The 20251-nt window shown below is 40.3% G+C and carries 14 protein-coding genes and 1 pseudogene; 9 read left to right on the top strand and 6 right to left on the bottom strand.

Annotation, left to right across the window (positions count from 1 at the left end; genetic code table 11):
- Positions 1-16: 16 nt before the first annotated feature.
- Complete coding sequence (locus tag IQ259_RS03055) at positions 17-1300, bottom strand: acetyltransferase (protein WP_193880654.1); 1284 nt, start codon at positions 1298-1300, stop codon at positions 17-19.
- Positions 1301-1668: 368 nt separating this feature from the next.
- A complete protein-coding gene (locus IQ259_RS03050; RefSeq protein WP_228014331.1) occupies positions 1669-1860 on the bottom strand; it encodes a hypothetical protein in 192 nt (63 codons plus the stop codon).
- Positions 1861-2384: 524 nt separating this feature from the next.
- Between IQ259_RS03050 and IQ259_RS27020 the strand changes: the two are divergent.
- Positions 2385-2567: pseudogene (locus IQ259_RS27020) on the top strand (ISAs1 family transposase); the annotation flags it as partial.
- A 309-nt stretch (positions 2568-2876) separates the two neighbouring features.
- Here IQ259_RS27020 and IQ259_RS03045 read toward each other — a convergent pair.
- The 4 genes from IQ259_RS03045 to IQ259_RS03030 all read right to left on the bottom strand — a co-directional run bounded on the left by IQ259_RS03045 (position 2877) and on the right by IQ259_RS03030 (position 7094).
- The gene (locus IQ259_RS03045; RefSeq protein ID WP_193880650.1) at positions 2877-3491 is read right to left on the bottom strand and encodes a hypothetical protein; all 615 of its coding nucleotides are present in this window, start codon (positions 3489-3491) and stop codon (positions 2877-2879) included.
- A gap of 258 nt (positions 3492-3749) precedes the next feature.
- Entirely contained in the window at positions 3750-5678 is a 1929-nt protein-coding gene (locus tag IQ259_RS03040; protein WP_193880647.1) for an ABC-F family ATP-binding cassette domain-containing protein, read from the bottom strand.
- A gap of 70 nt (positions 5679-5748) precedes the next feature.
- Positions 5749-6165, bottom strand: a complete 417-nt coding sequence (locus IQ259_RS03035; RefSeq protein ID WP_193880644.1) for a DUF1824 family protein — start codon at positions 6163-6165, stop codon at positions 5749-5751.
- An 80-nt stretch (positions 6166-6245) separates the two neighbouring features.
- Complete coding sequence (locus tag IQ259_RS03030) at positions 6246-7094, bottom strand: prohibitin family protein (RefSeq protein ID WP_193880880.1); 849 nt, start codon at positions 7092-7094, stop codon at positions 6246-6248.
- A gap of 141 nt (positions 7095-7235) precedes the next feature.
- On the opposite strand from IQ259_RS03030, the gene IQ259_RS03025 reads away from it, so the two are divergent.
- The 8 genes from IQ259_RS03025 to hpsC all read left to right on the top strand — a co-directional run bounded on the left by IQ259_RS03025 (position 7236) and on the right by hpsC (position 20237).
- A complete protein-coding gene (locus IQ259_RS03025; RefSeq protein ID WP_193880641.1) occupies positions 7236-9044 on the top strand; it encodes an ABC transporter ATP-binding protein in 1809 nt (602 codons plus the stop codon).
- A 65-nt stretch (positions 9045-9109) separates the two neighbouring features.
- The gene (locus IQ259_RS03020; protein WP_193880639.1) at positions 9110-9538 is read left to right on the top strand and encodes a hypothetical protein; all 429 of its coding nucleotides are present in this window, start codon (positions 9110-9112) and stop codon (positions 9536-9538) included.
- Positions 9539-9708: 170 nt separating this feature from the next.
- Positions 9709-10350 (top strand): bifunctional 2-polyprenyl-6-hydroxyphenol methylase/3-demethylubiquinol 3-O-methyltransferase UbiG, encoded by a 642-nt coding sequence (locus IQ259_RS03015; protein ID WP_193880637.1) that lies wholly within the window; start codon positions 9709-9711, stop codon positions 10348-10350.
- 259 nt (positions 10351-10609) lie between these two features.
- On the top strand, positions 10610-12580 hold the full coding sequence (htpG, locus tag IQ259_RS03010) for a molecular chaperone HtpG (RefSeq protein WP_193880635.1): 1971 nt from the start codon (positions 10610-10612) through the stop codon (positions 12578-12580).
- Positions 12581-12721: 141 nt separating this feature from the next.
- Positions 12722-12958, top strand: a complete 237-nt coding sequence (gene rpmB / locus IQ259_RS03005; protein ID WP_193880633.1) for a 50S ribosomal protein L28 — start codon at positions 12722-12724, stop codon at positions 12956-12958.
- A gap of 542 nt (positions 12959-13500) precedes the next feature.
- Complete coding sequence (gene hpsA, locus IQ259_RS03000) at positions 13501-18471, top strand: hormogonium polysaccharide biosynthesis protein HpsA (protein ID WP_193880632.1); 4971 nt, start codon at positions 13501-13503, stop codon at positions 18469-18471.
- 34 nt (positions 18472-18505) lie between these two features.
- Positions 18506-19201 carry a hormogonium polysaccharide secretion pseudopilin HpsB gene (gene hpsB, locus IQ259_RS02995; protein WP_193880630.1) on the top strand — a complete coding sequence of 232 codons (696 nt, stop codon included), beginning with the start codon at positions 18506-18508 and terminating at the stop codon, positions 19199-19201.
- 46 nt (positions 19202-19247) lie between these two features.
- Positions 19248-20237 carry a hormogonium polysaccharide secretion pseudopilin HpsC gene (gene hpsC / locus IQ259_RS02990; RefSeq protein WP_193880878.1) on the top strand — a complete coding sequence of 330 codons (990 nt, stop codon included), beginning with the start codon at positions 19248-19250 and terminating at the stop codon, positions 20235-20237.
- Positions 20238-20251: the final 14 nt, after the last annotated feature.

The raw sequence follows: 20251 nt of genomic DNA, 5'->3' as shown, positions 1-20251 counted from the left end.
TTGCGAATTGGTATTATTACCACTCTACCTTTGAAATTAGGCTGCCGTTATTGGCATAGATAGTTCTTGAACGGATATGCGTTCTAGAAGGTAGTGTGGAATTGAAGATACCGCTTTTTCTTCCAACGGCTGATTGGTTACCAATTTCTGCACGGAATATAACAACGTCAGGTGCTAACCCTACGTCATTACCTAGCCTAGTTTCCGGGCCACTATCAACACCATTGACAACCTGCCTACCACCATGAACTAGAACACGAGGCCCATAAGCATTTCCATTACCAATAGTCAGATTAGTTGTCGCTAAACCATGAAAGACAACATCGTTTGCTACACCGGCAAGTATCCCAATGTTAAAAGGTTGACCCTCATCAGCACGGATGGAAATTCTATTACCTAATTTCTGGTTTAAGGCTGCGAGAGAATCTTGCAGAATCACATTGCCGATGATGCGGTTAGGGTAGTTGGGATCTTGAGTAGTAACCCCACCTATGGTTGGCAAACTTGGTGTTGGGTTATTAGGGGTGGATGGACTGAAATTTATCCCTGTGACATTTGACGGATTGGCTAGGGCTAATTGTGTATAACCTTGGGCCAATGACTGATTAACTGCAATCACACCCTGCATCAATGCAACATCGGCTTCTGTCAGGTTAGACACCTTCCCCAAACTGCCACTAGTAGCTTCTATGTTACTAGTAACATTTTTACCTGGGAGGACAACTTTACCAGAGGGTAAGGTAACACCAGGTCCGACCCGCGAGAGAAAATTGACTACGGTGTTGAACTCTATAGTTGCACCGTCTACTTCAGCGTTGAAGGCGATGAATGTCTCTGGCTGAGTGTTGCTAAACACAACACCGCTCACGGGGTCAGTAAAAGGCCCAGTTGAGCCAGTAAGACCGATGTTGGCTGTACCTTTGACAGTGGCCAAGTGTGCCAGGATGACTCGCTCACCAATAGTTGACCCCGCTACTGAAGGTGTAATGCTCACTTGGTCTTGGACGTTGGATCCTTCACGGATAATGATGGGGCCATTAGTAGCATTTAACCGAGCAAATGGTGCAACGTAGACTTTTCCCTCCAAGGTAATATTTGCGGGATTGGTAATTATCGCAGCTGGGTCAATAAAATTAGCTTCCGTTGAGGCTGCTGTACTGGGACAGATAGGTCGGTTAACCGCAGTTGGACTACACGAAGCAAGGGTTGCAAGGGCTGGTTGTGCATCTACCTGTATAACTAGGACAAACGCAAGGATGATTGCAGTAAAGGCACTAAAAATTGTGCGAGGTTTGAACATTATAAAGAAGGCTCCTCACGAGCTATGGAGTATTTATTTGCCGGATAATTTGTGTTAACGAGGAAGAGATACTATTCAGTGCAAGGGTTGCAAGGGCTGGTTGTGCATCTACCTGTATAACTAGGACAAACGCAAGGATGATTGCAGTAAAGGCACTAAAAATTGTGCGAGGTTTGAATATTAAAAGAAGGCTCCTCACGAGCTATGGAGTATTTATTTGCCGGATAATTTGTGTTAACGAGGAAGAGATACTATTCAGTGTCCCCTACGGTGAGCGAAACGCCAGTCCAAGCGCAGGAATTAGCAAAAAATCATATTGCAATAATCCCCCTTTTCAACTCTTTCCTACTTGCTTATAAGATAGAGACTTAACCAGCCCAAAATCCGCTCAACAAGTTATAAACGTTGAGAAATGTGACCAAGTCATCTATCAGACCAAAAACAATACCAAGAAGTGATATTTGTGGAATTGTCGTCGTTGCGTGGGCAACCGCATTATTGTATACAGTCTCCCAAGCGTCCGGCCCGGTAGCCGTTGTTCCATAAACCTGTGTACTCATAGCCAAAATAAAGCCAAGCGCAGCTAGACTGGCTAGTATTGTGCGACGTTTTAACATTATTATTTGATACCTGATAGTTTGCCAAGTTTGTTTGACAGGGTAAACCGAAAAGGTAAGGGAAAAGCGGTAACTTTTCAATTTACCTGAGCTAATGAAGTAGAATTATTCCAAGCAGCGATTAACCGCTTACTTTCACACTAGCTTAATATTTTTTAGTAATTTAAGCTAGATATTTTGATATTAGTAAAATTTATATTTCTAATAAAAATGTAGTGCATCATAGAGTTTAAAACTTTGTAAGTTCCATTGAGTATCAGCGACAAAATATATCTACCTTGAGACATATTTTTAAATTAATTTGATCCCAAATATCTTTTTGTAGAAGATGCAAGGTATTGGTAAGGCAAGAGAAAGCGATAAAAAATTCGCTTGTAAGCATCTTCCTGTAATGCTTTTATAAATGTCTATGCTCTAAGTTATATGGCAAATACCATAGCTTTAAACGTTCGCGAAGCGGCTCTGAAAGAGCAGACGACTGTCGCATAAGGAAAGATAACGCACCACAAAATTTTGCAATTCTGCGCCACATTGCAGTTAATCTGTTAAGTAAAGAGAAACGGGTAAAAGTAGGAGTAAAAAACAAACAATTTCTAGCTGCAATGGATAATCAATATTTAACTAGATTACTTTCCTTGTCTTCAACCTAATTTTATTGGGCATTGAATCAGGCTGTAATTAATTTTCTATTTAGGTTGTAGTCCTTAATTCATGTTGCCCACTTTATACTAATTGTTGATTTAAAATCATATCTTCATGGCGAATGATAAGTTTTTAATACCTAAGTTTATCTTTTTATTTGCATTTACTATTTATAGAAGAGAATTGGCTTTATTCTATATATTTGAATTTGCTTCTCAATTCTTATTAGCAATTAAGATGCGTTCGCCCTGATGGGATAGAGGAAATACACCAGTCAGTGCGTTACGCATTTCCAAAAAACGTTTCTATCTTCATAATTAAACAGCAGTCAAAACAGGCTGGAAAGGTTGCAGCAAAATCCCTAAAATCTTATCAACTTCTTTGATATAGTACTCAATCTCATCAATATAAACAATCGTGCCTTCTAAAAATAAAAACTTCCAATTAGTTCCAGTAGTCACAGAACCATAAATGCGCTCAACTTCATTACCTTTGCTTTGATTGAATATCTGCGCCGCCACCATCGCCGCCACACATTGACCAAGACCGCCAATAATATCTTCTTTTTTAGCTTCAAATATAATAGTTACCGGAGCAGTAATATATAATTGCTCTTTAGAACCGCTAATAATATAGTCACAAAACCCTTGTAAGCCTCTTTGAGCATCAACATTAAACTCATTACCCGAAAACAGAGAAATTTGATTATTTAATAATCGTCTAACTTCGGCTAAAATTGGCGCAATTAAAAATTCTGACCTAGCTTTTTCAGTAGAAATAGATGTTGCTAAGGGAATATAATCACTAAGCAGAGTTTTTAAAGTTGCAGATGGTAATACTGGTTTGGTGTCAACAAATAAATTACGGCTTTCGTCCAAGGTTAAGCCAAAATCATTTTTAACTTTTGATAGGCTGAAATCACTGTAAGCCATTCTTAATGCCTCGTTATTATTAATAATTTCTCAGTATTACTTATCATTCATTAAGTTGGTCGTTATTAGTATTAAATCTGAGGATATATAATAAGGGGATCTCAGTGACTACCTGCCCCTGCTCCCCTGCGACCTACTTGTATCAAACTTAAAAAAACGGTATGAGGGGGTGGTGAGGAACTATCTCGCTACTCTAACTCACTAAAACACCTTTCTAGAGGAGCGATTGTTGAAAAATTCCACAAGCCTTCACTAATTTCAAGATTCCATCTCGGCTAATTCTAACCAGCGTTCGGTGGCTGTATCAATTGCTTGTTTGAGGTTTTCTACTTGTTCATAAAGTTTTTGAACTTGGCTATAATTTCCTGAAGAAACTCTATTCATTGCTGTTTCTGCTTCGGCTTTTTCAGTTTCTAATTGGGCAATTTTAGCTTCTAACTGCTCAAACTCGCGCTTTTCCCAATTGGATAGCCCACGACGTTTTTTATTGTCGCTATCCTTAGATTGAGTAGCTGCTTGAACTTCAAATTTTTTTGGTTTCTCTTGAGTTTTAGTAGCTTCTTGCTGGGCTGCTTCTTCAGCTTTTTTGTAGTCGAGATAGACAGAGTAATTACCTGGATACTGGCGGATATTTCCCTCTGCTTCTAAAGCAAAGATTGTGTCTACGGTGCGGTCTAAAAAGTAGCGATCGTGAGAAACTGCAATTACACTCCCAGTAAAATCTTCTAGGTAATCTTCTAGGACTGCTAATGTCTGTACATCTAAATCATTAGTTGGTTCGTCTAAAATTAAGACATTGGGCGCACTGATTAGCACACGCAGCAAAAATAAACGGCGTTTTTCCCCACCTGATAGTTTATGAATTGGTGCATACTGCTGGTTTCCTGGAAATAAAAATCGTTCCAACATTTGGGAAGCAGTAATTTTAGTACCATCAGCAATTTGAACAAATTCTCCTTCTTCTTTGATGTAATCAATCACGCGCTGATTTTCATTCAAAGCTGTGAGTAATTCTTCCGAATGTTGGTCAAAATAACCGATGTGGATGGTAGTACCAATTTCAACCTTACCTGCATCAGGTTGTATGCGTCCGGTGATGATATTCATTAAGGTGGACTTACCAGCACCGTTACCGCCAATGATGCCAATGCGGTCTTCGGGACTAAATTCGTAAGTAAAATCTTTAATGAGAGTGCGATCGCTGTAAGCTTTAGAAATATTCTTGAGGTCAATCACCTTCTTCCCAATACGACGGCTAACTGTGGAAATATCTACTTTCCCCAAACCTTGTTTAAACTCGGTTTCTCGCATTGCTTCAACACGCTGAATTCTGGCCTTTTGCTTTGTACTTCTGGCTTTTGGGCCTCGCTTCAACCATTCCAATTCCCGCCGCAACACTCCTTGATGCTTGCGTTGACTACTTACAGCAGATTCTTCTGCTAACGCTTTCTTTTCTAAGTAGTATGAATAATTGCCTGTATAACTATAAATGTCGCCTCGGTCAATTTCGATGATGCGATTGGTAACTTTGTCTAAAAAATAGCGATCGTGAGTAATTAATAAAAGTGCGCCACGAAAGCGGTTAAGATAACTTTGTAACCATTCCACAGACAACGCATCGAGATGGTTTGTCGGCTCATCCATGAGTAAAACATCTGGTTCCGATAGCAGTGCTGTTGCTAAGGCAATACGCTTGCGATATCCCCCAGATAAAGTAGCTATGGGTGCATCAAAATCAGTAATTCCTAACCTGCTGAGAATGATTTTGGCATTGGTTTCCAATTCCCATGCGCCAGTCGCATCCATCCGTTGCATAACCGAAGACAGACGAGACATCAACTGAGTATCTTCTGGGTAGTGCGCGAGTTTCTCAGATAGTTCTTCATATTCCCGTACCAGAATCATTTGTTCGCCACTGTCAGCGAAAACTTGCTCTAAAACTGTGCGATTTTCATCTAAATCTGGCTGCTGGGGTAAGTAGATGATTTTAGAACCAGAGTTAACTGAAATTTGACCACTATCAACTGGTTCTAAACCAGCAATCATTTTTAATAGAGTAGATTTACCAGAACCATTAGTGCCAATCAAACCAACTTTATCATTAGCATCGATGCTAAAGTTAGCATCCTTTAAAATTTCTTTAATGCCAAAGTCTTTTTTAACAGATTGTAGTGTAATAATACTCATAATATCTAGTATTTTTTTATGGATGAGCGTCAGTAGGTGAGGGATTTCCCCTACCCACATTTTCTCTGTTTTAAGCAAATAAATCGAGGGGTAAGTGTCCATACATTTCGTTAATTCCTCCTTCATAATAAGACTGGCAAGATACTAATACACCCCGATGATGTCCAGGATATGAATCGAGATAACATAAGCCATTTTTGCCATTCAATTTGATATAAACTGGCCCTTCAGTAGTGGGTAAATCGCTTGGTACCTCGTAACCCAAAGCATGGGAATAAGTTTTCATCGCCAGTAGCCCTTCTTCAGCTGTATCAGCACAAATTCCCAATATCTGATAATCAGAAAGTTTGGTAATCAAAATTAAAGCCTGACGCACCAAGGCTTTTTCAGAAGCATCAAGGATAGGTGCAATATCTAAACAGTTGAATTTATTCAGAAATTTTCTAGCTTCAGCCACGGTAAGAGGGAGATGGTTAGAATTTGGCATAAATTGGATGATGGTTTTTTAGATTTTGCCTTGGTGTGTGAGGTGAACACAGTGGAAGTTACTTGGATAATTTACCCAAATTATGGTTGGTTTTGAACATTTCCTAGGTTAAAGATGAAGGGTACACTACTTTGTGATTTATCACCCATAACTAGAACTTTCGGCATTTGCGCTCCGCCTGTTTTCCATGCTTCAATTGCTTCTTTTTGTAAAACTAATTGTCCGCCTTGGGCTTTGAGTGTTTCAGCTAAAAGTCTTTGTGCTTCTGCTTTACCTTTAGCACGATTAATTTCTGCCTGTGCTTCTTGTTCAGCTTCTCGCGCTACATAAACGGCTCTTTGTGCGCGTTGTTCGGCTATTTGTTTTTCTTCTACTGCTCTTGCAAATTCGGGTGAAAAAGTCAAGTCAACTACACTAGTATCTAACACAACTATTCCATATTTATCTAAGCGATCGCCTAAAGCGTGATCAAAGTCTTCTTTTAATTCACTGCGTTTGGTAATCGCCTCTTCTACTGTTCTTCTAGCAGCTGCTATTTTAAAAGCTTCCTGGGTTTGGGGGGCAATAATTTTCGATACTATATTTTCTAAAGTTCCTTGTTTTCTTCTTATCTCAACAACTTGTGAGGGATCAATGCGAAAGTTAATCGCAAATCTCGCAGATAAATTTTGCAGATCCTTTGTAGAACTTTCGGCTGGGACTTCAAATTTCTGCACTGTCAAATCATACACATCGATCACGGAAATAAGCGGTGGCTTCAAGTGAATCCCCTCCAATAAAGCGCCATCTCTAGCTTTACCTAAAATGCTAATCACGCCTGCTTGTCCTGGATTGATAATGATAAAGGAATTTAGTCCAATGATCACCACTATTGCTAACAATATTCCCAAAACACTAGTTTGCCAATTTCCTAATTGCTGACTCTTCAAGGTTGTATCTCCTTTTGAATTTTCCGGCAACTCCTGTATTATGGTGACACGTCCTTGTCCTGCTGAGTCTGTCTCAAGGTACAAACGTGAGATATTTCTGTCTGTCGTGTTAATATCAATAGCACGCAATTGTAAAAGACAGTGGCTATAGCATTTAATTCTCATCAGATATTAAAAAAGCGTAGACATTCAGTGCATCCCCTCCACCGCCTGCTTGACTACGGACACCAGTATCGTCAACAAATTTGGCTGGCTATTGCTTGCTCTATCCTCAATAAACTTTTTGATTTGGCTCCACCAGCATTAATTGGCGTGGCCGTGGATGTAGTAGTAAAACAGCAGGATTCTATCATTGCCCAGTTGGGTGTAAAAGATGTCTTTGGACAATTTTTGATTATTTCCCTACTCACTGTCATTATTTGGATACTAGAGTCAATTTTTGAGTACGCATACGCTCAAATTTGGCGTAATTTAGCGCAGAACATTCAGCATAACCTGCGGCTAGATACCTACAAACATTTGCAAGATTTGGAATTAGCTTATTTTGAAGAACGCAGCACTGGCGGTTTGATGTCCATCCTTAGTGATGATATTAACCAACTAGAGCGTTTTCTGGATGTGGGAGCAAATGATATTATCCAAGTTGCCACTACGGTAATAATTATAGGTGGTGCTTTCTTTATATTGGCTCCTAGTGTAGCGTGGATGGCAATGTCACCAATGCCATTTATCCTCTGGGGTTCCTTTGCTTTTCAACGGTTGCTTGCACCACGCTATGCTGATGTGCGGGAAAAGGTAGGTTATTTAAATGCACGGCTGGTAAATAATTTGAGCGGGATTACTACTATTAAAAGTTTCACCGCCGAAGATTATGAAAGTTCACGTTTAGCCGAAGATAGTGAAGGTTATAGAAAAAGTAACGCTAAAGCAATTAAACTTTCGGCTGCATTTGTACCCCTAATTCGGATGTTGATTTTAGTGGGCTTTACCGCATTACTATTGTATGGCGGACTGGCTGCTGTTGCTGGCAAAATAACTGTAGGGACTTACAGTGTGTTGGTATTTTTAATCCAACGTTTGTTATGGCCTTTAACTAGATTAGGCGATACCTTTGACCAATATCAACGAGCAATGGCTTCTACTAATCGCGTGATGAATTTGTTGGATACTCCGATTACAATTCATCCAGGGAATGTAGCTTTGCCTGTGGATAATGTGCGCGGCGAAGTAGAATTTAAAGATGTCACTTTTGCCTATAAAGATAGATTTCCGGTAATTACAAATTTATCTTTGCAAATCCCCGCAGGCAAAACGATCGCTATTGTTGGTTCTACGGGTTCAGGTAAAAGCACACTCGTCAAGCTGTTATTACGGTTGTACGAGGTGAAAACCGGAAGCATTATTGTAGATGGGATTGATATCCAAGATTTAAACTTGCGCGATTTACGCCGTTGCATTGGCTTAGTCAGTCAAGATGTATTTTTGTTTCATGGTACAGTAGCAGAAAATATTGCCTATGGCAGCTTTGATGCTACGGAAGCAGAAATAATTACCGCCGCCAAGGTAGCAGAAGCCCACGAATTTATTCAAAATCTGCCCCAAGGTTATGAGACAATTGTTGGGGAACGAGGACAAAAGTTATCTGGCGGACAACGCCAAAGAATTGCGATCGCTCGTGCAGTGTTAAAAAATCCACCAATTTTGATTTTAGATGAAGCTACCTCAGCCGTGGATAATGAAACCGAAGCCGCTATCCAGCGATCGCTCGAAAAGATTACAGTTGATAGAACCACAATTGCGATCGCACATCGTCTTTCCACAATCCGTAATGCCGATTCCATTTATGTCATGGAATACGGACAATTAGTGGAATCAGGAACCCATGCAGAATTACTGGAGAAAAATGGAATTTACGCTAGTTTGTGGCGTGTACAGTCAGGTTTGAGATAATTCTCACACAGAGGCGCAAAGAAATATTCCTGCCTTAATTACAAATTACAAATTACGAATTAATCATGATGTTTGGTAGTACCCAGTCGGAATCGGGAGATAGTAAGTGGCGTAGCCAGTTGAATAAATTTGTGAAAACTAATCAACAAGAATTGGCGGCGTTATCTTGGGGATTATGGTTACAAAATGGCAACAGTCAGGGTACTATCGGCATAGATTTACAGCCAACACCACATTTTGTTTATTGTCCCAAAGAAGCAATAGAAAAATTAAATAGTAACGTCGAAAATCGCCTGCAAGAAATTTTGGGAATTATTGAACATCATCAGCCAGAAGTGGAAGTGTTGATGATTGGTATTGGCAAGGGTGAGGTGAAGTTAATTCAGTTCACACCAGAACAAGCACCGTCTGATTGTTTTGAGCAACTTGGTAAAGATGTGGATGGGTTACTCGATTTGCTAGAACAACGAATGAACGAAAATTTGTGCAGTTAAGTTTAACTTCTATAAAGAAAGCTAACGTAATTTTACCACTTGTTTATGTAATATATCTTAGTTGAGTCACAAGTGAATAGCGATTTCTGTCTTAGACTGTTACTTAAAGTCATTTTGCGGGAAAACTTGAATCGGATACTCCCCAAAACTAGGTTAGGCAGGTAATTTTTATGCAGCTAATCACATCATTAGACCTGAAAAAATCAGAGTATTTATCAAAAGACAGATTCATAAGTTATCATCATCAGCTGCGCTTGATATTTTCCCTCGGTAATAAAGTTAAAAATGTTTTAGAAATTGGAATTTACAATTCATTATTAACAGATATTCTCAAGCGCAATGGCTATGAAGTAAATACAGCAGATATTGACCCTGATCTCAACCCAGATATAACTTTAGACTTAGCAACAGATTTTGCATTACCAAAAGACAAATTTGATGCAATTGTACTGTTTCAAGTTTTAGAACACTTACCTTATGAACAGTCAGAACAAGCTTTGAAAAAACTTGCAGAATCTACCAAGAAATATTTAGTAATTTCGCTACCACATAACAGTATATATTTAGCAATGCAATTTAGGCTTTCTGATATACCAAGATCAAGATATTTATCACTCAAAATTCCCAAATTCTGGAGTAATAAACCTGTATCTAATCAGCATTATTGGGAAGTAGGCTTAAAAGACTATCCCAAAAAACGGATTTTAAACTCAATTACCAATGCTGGTTTGACTGTTAAACAAGAATTTATCGAACCGATGAATCCATACCACTACTTTTTAGTCTTGGAAAAAACTACCAGCAATAATTAACATTATTCACTCAGCACGGGCTATCCTAACAGTACTTTCTGAAAGGTAGGGACATCCGAATCATACCTTGAGGGGAAACAATCCTGAAATAAGGAGCGTAGGCGCAGCCCGTCGTAGACATCGCTTAAGGTATGCTTTTAAAATCCTAATTGGTATCATGGCTGGCTGTACTATCTGGATTTACCCCTAAGTGCAGTAGACCAAGGTGTATGCGCCACAAGCATAAAATTTCAGATACTATCATCCAAAATTACAAACCATGCTAGAACAAGGCACTATCAGTATACATACTGAAAATATTTTCCCGATTATCAAGAAGTCCCTCTACTCAGATCATCAAATCTTCCTGCGGGAACTAGTCTCCAATGCTGTAGACGCTATCCAAAAGCTAAAAATGGTATCCCGCGCCGGAGAATACAATGGCGACATCGACGAACCAGAAATTCAACTTGCCATTGACAAAGATAGAAAGACTCTTTCCATTACCGATAACGGTATTGGGATGACAGCAGAGGAAGTCAAAAAATATATTAACCAAGTTGCTTTTTCTAGTGCGGAAGAATTTATCCACAAATATCAAGGAAAAGCAGACCAACCAATTATCGGTCACTTTGGTTTAGGTTTCTACTCTTCTTTTATGGTGGCGCAAAAGGTAGAAATCGATACCCTATCTTATAAAGAAGGAGCGCAAGCAGTTCATTGGAGTTGTGATGGTTCGCCAGAATTTACTTTAGAAGAGTCTCCCCGCACCACTCGTGGTACTACCATCACCCTCACTCTGATGTCAGATGAGGAAGAATATTTAGAATCAGCACGAATTCAAAATTTAGTCAAGACATACTGCGACTTCATGCCAGTACCTATTAAACTGGATGGTGAAGTATTAAATAGACAACAAGCACCTTGGCGAGAGTCTCCCAGTAGTTTAACCAAAGAAGATTATTTAGAGTTTTATCGCTATCTGTATCCTTTCCACGAAGAACCGTTGCTGTGGGTACATCTGAACACAGATTATCCCTTTATTATCAACGGCATTCTGTATTTCCCGAAAATGCGCCCAGATGTGGATGTAACTAAAGGGCAAATTAAATTATTCTGCAATCAAGTTTTTGTCAGCGACAATTGCGAAGAAATCATACCCCAATTCCTCACACCCATGCGGGGTGTAATTGATAGTAGTGATATTCCTTTGAACGTATCACGTAGTGCCTTACAAGGCGATCGCACCGTCCGCAAAATCGGCGATTATATAGCGAAGAAAGTAGGCGATCGCCTCAAAGAACTTTACCGCGACGACCGCGAGCAGTACATTAATACTTGGAAGGATCTCGGCACTTTCGTCAAATTTGGCGCTCTCAACGACGAAAAATTCAAAAAACAAGTTGAAGATATCATCGTTTTCCGCAGCACCGCCGACTTCGCCCAAAAAGCTGCTGAAACTCCCGCAGTTGAAGTACAATCCCAAGAAGGGGATGCTTGGCAAGATGTCATCCCTACGACATCCAGCAGTTCACCCTACACTACCATCAAAGAATACTTAGAACGCAACAAAGAACGCCACGAGAACCGCGTTTTCTACAGCACCGATGAAGCCAGCCAATCCACATACATAGAACTACACAAAAATCAAGGCTTGGAAGTCCTGTTTATGGACTCCTTCATCGACACCCACTTCATCAACTTCCTAGAGCGGGAATATAACGATGTCAAATTTACTCGTGTAGACTCAGACTTAGATAATACCCTGCTGGAACAAGATAAAGCTGGCGAAATAGTTGACCCCAAAACCAACAAAACTAAGAGTGAAGTCATCAAAGAGCTATTTGAAAAAGCTCTCAACAAACCCAAAGTTAACATTCGCACCGAAGCCTTGAAATCCGAAGACCCCCAAGGTACACCCCCTGCAATGGTTCTGCTACCAGAGATTCTCCGCCGCCTGCGAGAAATGAACGCCATGATGCAGCAGCAAAGTGCAGAGTTCCCCGAAGACCATATATTGCTGGTGAATACTGTCCATCCTCTAATTCAAAATCTAGCAACTCTCAGCCAAGGCAGTATTATTCAAGATGGCACAGAGTCACCTACCGGTCAGCTAGTCAACTTAATTTGTCAGCACGTTTATGATTTGGCTCTGATGTCACAGAAAGGGTTTGACGCTGAAGGAATGAAATCTTTTGTCGAGCGCTCAAATGAAGTACTGACAAAGCTCACAGAACAAGCTAGTAAATAACCTTTGTAGAGACGTTGCGCTGCAACGTCTCTACAGATGAGAAAACCTAACCCATAGCCTGAACTGTATTAGCAGCTAACTCTCCCTGATCTGTTTCCTAAGCCCTAAAATAGAAAGGCTGTATTCAAATCAAAATTAGCTATGTCTCGTCGCTGTGAACTAACTGGTAAAAAGGCAAATAACGCCTTTGCAATTTCTCACTCTCATCGTCGTACAAAACGTCTTCAACAGGCCAACCTCCAAAGTAAGCGCGTTTGGTGGCAAGGTGGAAATCGCTGGGTGAAACTGAAGCTATCTACCAAAGCCATTAAAACCTTAGAAGTCAAAGGTTTAGAAGCAATGGCTAAAGAAGCAGGTATTAACCTGAATCATTACTAAATCCCTAAAGCACAGTGAATTTGACAATAGCAGTAGTAGCCTCTCTCCCAACTTTTCGTCTTTTAGAGAGAGTTAGGGGATGAGGTTTGTCGAACTCACCTTGAATTAGATAAAAATATTGGTTCTATGAACCTCCTCATTTTGGGGAGGTTTTTAATTAATTGAGCTTTTTTTATCTACTTGACATGTTTTCTTTTGCCGGTGGGTAATCTAACTTTATCTGGCCAAACTTATCTTCATAAATTTGCCTTCAGATGCCATACATTTCTATAAAGTTAGTGTGAAGCATCAGTGTTTTATCCCACATCAGCAATAAATTGAATAATTCCCAAAAATCCGTATTTTCCGGAAAAACTAAAAACTTGAGTAATGATATAACTTAAAAATGATTTTCTGGTGTTTTACTGCATTGAGGAGTTAGTTAAACAGATTAAAAATTAACATCAATAAAATTTTTGTTTTGCTTGTAGATTCACTCAACAGATAAATTTCACAATTGAAAAAAATCCAACCGCAACAAACTACTTGACAGGAAAGCATTTATGTCTTTAAAACGCCAGCTAGTCAAGATAATAAAAATCTTCTCCAAACAAATTAGAAAGTATTCTTTATTTAGAGTTAAAAAGCAAATTAATTGGCTTCTACGAACTTTATTTCTTAGTAAAAGAAGACGCAGTTCTGTTAATGCCGGTTTTGTATTGCCGACAGTAGCAATGGTAGCACTGGTAGTTGTTTTGTTAACAACTGCAATTTTATTTAGGTCTTTTGATCGTTCTAAAAATGCTAGTAATGTGCGAGTTAACGAGGTGGTTCTCAACGCTGCCACTCCAGCTATTGACCGTGCTAGAGCTAAAATAGATGCTTTACTTGAAGACCCAACACTACCACGAGGAACACCCTCTGATAGTGCCTTATATGATGCTTTGACAAAAAATAAGTATAGTCTAGGTGATGAGATTCGGCTGAAACTAGCTGAGGATTTTAATGGTACATCTGGCATTCAAACTAGCACTACATTAGAGAATGATGAAACTTTAAAAAGTGCTTGGAAATATGCTGTTGACACAGATAACAACGGCAAAAAAGATACTTTTACTCTTTATGGAATTTATTTCCGTACACCCACCAGAAACGCCTCCACGGGGCAGTTTAATCGTAAAAGAAACGGTTTAGAAGCCAGAACTCCACCGATGGATAATGCTTTGACAAATACCCAGTGTAGCAATGCTGCTGGTTTTTCAACATTGGTAGGTAACTCCAGTTGGTATCAACTTCAAAGCGGTAATCTTGGTAAAAGCTTTTTTGTCTACACCGTGAATGTGCCGATAACTCAAGCAGCATATAACGCCATAACTACTAACCAAAGTCAATACGAACCATACAAAGGTAACAAAAGTGTTGCCGCATTAGAATTTCAACAAGACCGCAGTCGTGTTCCTCTAGCAAATAATGCTGTTTGGTTTGAAAATGATTTAGAAATTATCGTCGGTTCTACAGATTTATTACTGAATGGCAGAATTCACACAAATGGCAACTTATTAGTAGGAAGAGGTACAGGTAGCCTCGTTTTGCGGCAAGTTAGTAGTCAAACATCCTGCTTTTATAACCAAGAAAATGGACTAATTAGTGTTGGCGGTAATGTAGGTACGGGAAACGTTAACCAGACGACAAATCAAAGTAGTGTCACCGTTGACCTTTATCGAGGATTTGGAACAACACCCGTTGCATCACAAATTAGTAGTACTGAAAAATCTACAAGCAGTAATGGTGGTTCACAAATCGGATTTAACGACACAGCATACAATCAACGCATTGCTCAAATGAAGATAAGTGGACTGGCTGCATGTACAGCTTGTCAGAGTGCTACTACTGCTAATGCTGTAGTAACCGCTGTTAACGCCAGTGGATACCCAGATGACGTGAAAAGAAATGTGGCGGCTAAAGTAAAAACTGGTGATGCTGCGGATACAGCTAAAAATGTCCTTTCTGACGAGGTAGAGATTTATCTGCGGAATCGGACAAGACGAGTACCTTTTGCGGAAGCGGCTAGTACCTATACAGCTATTAATGCCAGCTTAACTCCGCAAGCAACCTGGAGAGAACCAATCAACAGTAGTAATCAATTAACTGGTACTACTATTACCCTGAATGAAACTAGATTATCTGCAACTTATCCCACCTTTCAGAAGCAAAAAGGTACTCAGCTTTATTTAGGCGATCGCACCTTTGTTGGTAACAATCTACCAGCAAGATGGTTACTCAACGGCCAATACGTTGGCTCAGACGGTAAAGATTTTGTAAAAAATAGTTCTGGTAATGGCATCAACTGGAATGAACCGCCTTCTCCAGATCCGGCGCAAAATCAAAAAAGATGGCGTAATACTCAGATTCAAGCGATCGCAGATTTAGGTATTTCAGACCGCAATGGTTTTTGGGAAGAAAAAGCAGCAGAAAATCCCATCAACGATTTAGATAGTGTAGGCGGTGTCAGAATCGTCACAGGTGCAGGAATATACGTTGATAGCCCTAATCTTGATGGCACAACAACAGGTGCTTCCTACAATCGCTCAACGTATTCTTTTCTACCTAATCCTCCCGCCCCTGTTGTTACTACTGGTGGTATTATTCCTGTCTGGCCTGATAACATGCCAATGTCTAGCCAAGCATCACCCACTTTGAAAGGTGATCTACTCATGCGAGCTACAGCAGTTTATCACTATAAAGTAGACTACGGCATTGACCAAGAACCAATAGCTTGTGTAAGTAGCTACTATGACCCAACAGATGCGACCACAAGTAAGAATAAAACTGGTTTAACTGTAACTCCACCACCTCCTGCTACACCCACAACAGTCAATTTGCCTTGGAATGCTGCTGCTGGTGGTAAATCTAATAATGGCATTGTTTATGCTTACCCAGGCAGAAGCACATTCACAACCAACAAAACTCTTCTGGAACGACAAGCCAAATTAAAGTTCCCCAATGGACGGTTGGCAAACGAACCCTTAAAGAAGGCTCTGGATAAGATTGGTACTGGTACTACAGTACCCAGTACAGGCTTACAATTGTCTCATTATTCAGCAATTGATACTGCCCTTTGCGCCATTTCAATTCTGAACAACGAAGCTGGTTTTGCTACCACATTAACTAACAAACCTCCTCATGGCGCAATCAAAGAAGCAACTTTCTTAGATGCAAGGGAAGCAAAACAGATCAGTGCATCCAGCGCATCAACTAACTACGACCTCGACTTAGAACAGCGTCAACCTTTAGAAGTTCGCGTAACTGACATTGATTTAAGTGAATTACGAGGCACTGTTATAGCAACAAGCGAGTATTTACTACCTTACAGTGGTATTATTTATGCCACTAGAGAAGATGCTTTACGTGACGATAGTGACACAACTTCTGAATCTGAGTTACTCAGCCCCACAGATTTTAAGCTTGACCCCACACGTCGTCCCAATGGTATTCGCCTCATCAATGGCAAGACTTTGGCACGAAAAACCAGCACAGATAACAACGCTTACTTTGCCAAAGAAAAAGGTTTGATTTTAGTAACTAATTTACCTGCATATATTAAGGGTGAATTTAACTTACATATACCTAGTCTAACCAGTACTACAGAACTGGAAGAATTTACAGAAAAAGAGCCAGCTACTAACTTCTACCTTCGTACTACAGCAGAAACACGATTTGCTTGTCGTCGCAACAGAGGTGGTTGTCCGACAACTAATTCAGGTGATTACTGGCGGCCAGCGACTCTAATTGCCGATTCCATGACACTACTATCTGGTGGTTATGTAGATGGTGTTCGTAGGGATGGCGATTATAACCTCAACAATAATACGGGCATTCCAATTAATGGAAACCTAGACTTTTCTAACTTAACCTACGCCACAATATCTGCTCTAGACGATACAAAACGAAAACGTTTGCAAAACGGTTTTGTGGAAAACTATTTTGCTACCAATGCAAGCTGGTGGCAAACTAGTGGCTTTCCCAAAACAGACGCAGGTTCTTATGCTCGTAACGGTGTAACACCAATTCAGCGAAGAATTGATGACTACCCCATGTATGTCATGGAGATATGCCGTAAGGAGTTAATTGACCAATGTACTCCCAGTGATTGGGTAGTTGGTTTTGATACTAACGGGGATAGTGATTTAGATGATACTTTCGTATGGGGGGATTTAAATTCCGACGGTGATACAGATGACCCAGGTGAAACCATAGTTGAGAAAGATATTAAAACTTATCAACTGGGTAAAGCTATCATCACTGCTTACGGTTCCAACATAGCTGGTGGAGACAACATACTGAATCTACCTAATAGCGAATTAAGTTGGTCTACTGGATTTATTACCCCCACTACTCCTACCAATACTTTTAATAGGAATATTAGACAAAGACTTGGGGCCGGGGATACAGGTGGCGAAGTCCCGTTACCAGTACCAAATAAACCATCAGGCCCACTAGTAGCAGCAGATAGACTTTATCCCCGTCGAGTTGCCTTTGCACGCAACGACACAAACCAACTAGTAGAAACTACTGCTGGTATTTATCAGCCTATGGGGATAGGTTGTCCTCTTGACACCACTGGTAACACATTTGCTAAAAACGGATGTCTTTACGCTGCTGGCACTTTAACAGCCGGGACTAATTATGGTCTAACGGGAGACAGCGCCTTGTGGTTTAGAACAACTAATAGCACAACTAATCCAGGGGATCTAACAACAACTGCTGTTACATACGCAAGTGATAAACCATTGTTCTATTATCCACCTATTGATGCTGATAATGATGGTATTCCAGATTTAGATGGTCAGCCGCGCCTGATACCAGTGTTGCAAATTCATAGAGCCACGGGTAATGCTGGTGTTAACCAAGCTAGTGTCAGAACTGATGCAGCGACAGTAGCCGGTGGCGATGATTTTAGGGCTAATTGGCTACAAATCCCCACTCCCAGTACTGGCACTACATTTAATGCAACCTTTGTATTAGGTAATAGCCCTAGTAGACCAGAGGAAGTTTCAGCAGGTTTGCAAAACTTAGTGCGATTCTCGGAAGACTGGAGAAACGTAACAGCCAAAATTAGCGGCAGTTTTATTCAGTTAAAGCGCAGCACCTATTCGACAGCACCCATTGCACCAATTTTGGATGCTCGAACAAGTACTATAGCCTCTGCAACTGATAATTTGAGTCTTTTTGACTACGCCTTAGACAATTACCCCACTCAGAACAGTGATGGTGTTTTACCTTCCTACTCGCCGCCTGACAGACAATGGGGGTTTGATGTGGGATTGTTATCTGAACAACCAGACTTGTTTGCTCAAAGATTTACCTTACCGTCAACAGGTCGTCCAAATGAGTTTTTTAGAGAAGTAGGCCGAGATGATGTTTGGGTAAAAACCTTGCTTTGCGCTGGTCAACCAGCATCAGGAGTCACTTACACAGCAGCCGTTCCCAGTGAATATCGCCCAAGTGGCTGTCCATCCATACCAAACGACTAAAAATCAGTTTTTTGTACATATTGGGTAAATTGCCATGATAGGGAAACAACAAATAACAGAAGCAGCCAAGAAAGCAATATCTGACATACATAACGAAGGAGGTTTTACTATTGTTGAGTCTTTGGTGGCGATATTTGTAGCAACTATTTTGCTGGCTGCGATCGCTCCAGTCATTACCCTATCAGTGGCAACCCGTGTACAATCTCGACGGGTGGAATTGGCAACCCAAGCAGCTAAAGCTTACATTGATACAGTCCGCACTCAAAAAATAGCAGCCCCACCGGAAAGTGGAACTAACACTCTTTCTAATAACCCTGCACCCACAGCTACAGGAACTCTCACCTGTTCTGCTTCTAACTCTTACTGCACAGCACCAACAACACCAACAACATCAGCATTGTATTGTGTAGATTTTGATAGCACTAACAACTGTGAAACTAACAGTCTTACAGACGTGGTTGTCCAAGCTTTTCGCTACAACTCAAACAACAGCAATAGTAACCCTGCGATTACGGGATATACTTTGGGGCTAAGGGTTTACAGAGCGGATGCGTTTAAAAGTAGCGCTACTTTACTCAAGAATACAGCTACAAGCAAGGTAACACAAAGAACTTTTACCGCAGGCACAGGTCAGCGCACAGCCCCTGTAGTAGAAATGACAGCAGATATCAGCGATATTGTACCTAAATATAGTGACCTTTGCGCTCGCTTTAGTGGTGGTTGTAATTGAAGGTTGATTGTTAATTACTTGTGAACAAAAGGGAAACCGTAACATGATGAGTTCACTTAAATTTATCCTGATTACTCAACTAAAACATTCCAAAAACAATGATCAAAGCAACGGTTTTACACTGATTGAGTTGCTGATAGCTATGGTTATAGCGGCGCTTGTGATCACCCCTTTAATGTTGTTTATGATGGGTGTTTTAGATGGCGATCGCAAAGAACAGGCAAAGACAACAACTGAACAAGAAATGCAAGCAGCAATAGATTACATTGCACGCGACTTACAGCAAGCAGTCTATATCTATGATGCTCATGGAGTAACAAGAAACCGCAACACGACAGATGTCACTTTGTCGGGAATCCAAGACCAAATACCACCAGTAAAAACTGCTCCTAATTGTACCAGCGCAACTGTTTGTACACCCGTACTAGTTTTTTGGAAGCGTGAATTTTTGGCTGGTAGCGTTGGTGTTACTTCTCCTACTGATACAACAAGAGATGACGGCTATGCTTATTCATTGGTCGCATACTATTTAATTACTAATACAAATGGTAGTAACACTACTTGGTCTAAGCAAGCACGGATTGGTAGGTTTCAAATCCGAGGCCAAGTTAACGCAGCTAATACTAACACTACCAACAATACTGGTTTTAGTCCTCCACCACTTGATCCAAACATCACTGGTTCTACGCTTAAAGAAAGAATGAATCAATGGAGGACTTCGTTAACTTCATCACAAAATTACAGTAGTCGTGTAGAAACCTTAGTTGATTACATTAGTACCACTAGCCCTGCAATTACCACTAATACTGCTGGAGTTTGCCCTGGTACAAACGCCAGTCCTAAACTTGTAGGTAGTCTTACAACTGGATTTTATACCTGTGTAGATGCTGCCGAAGTATTAGCACAAGTTTTCATCAGAGGTAATGCACTTGCTCGGATACAAAACAATAACCTAACTTATCAAAATTCTCAAAAAAGCTACTTTCCTAGTGCAAGTGTTCGAGTACAAGGACGCGGATTTTTATTTACTAAATAACCTTTATAAATTCC

This window comes from Fortiea sp. LEGE XX443, from assembly GCF_015206815.1.
GTDB lineage: Bacteria > Cyanobacteriota > Cyanobacteriia > Cyanobacteriales > Nostocaceae > Nostoc_B.
The sequence above is the reverse complement of the archived record's forward strand: the minus strand, read 5'-3'. Positions and strand labels throughout refer to the sequence as shown.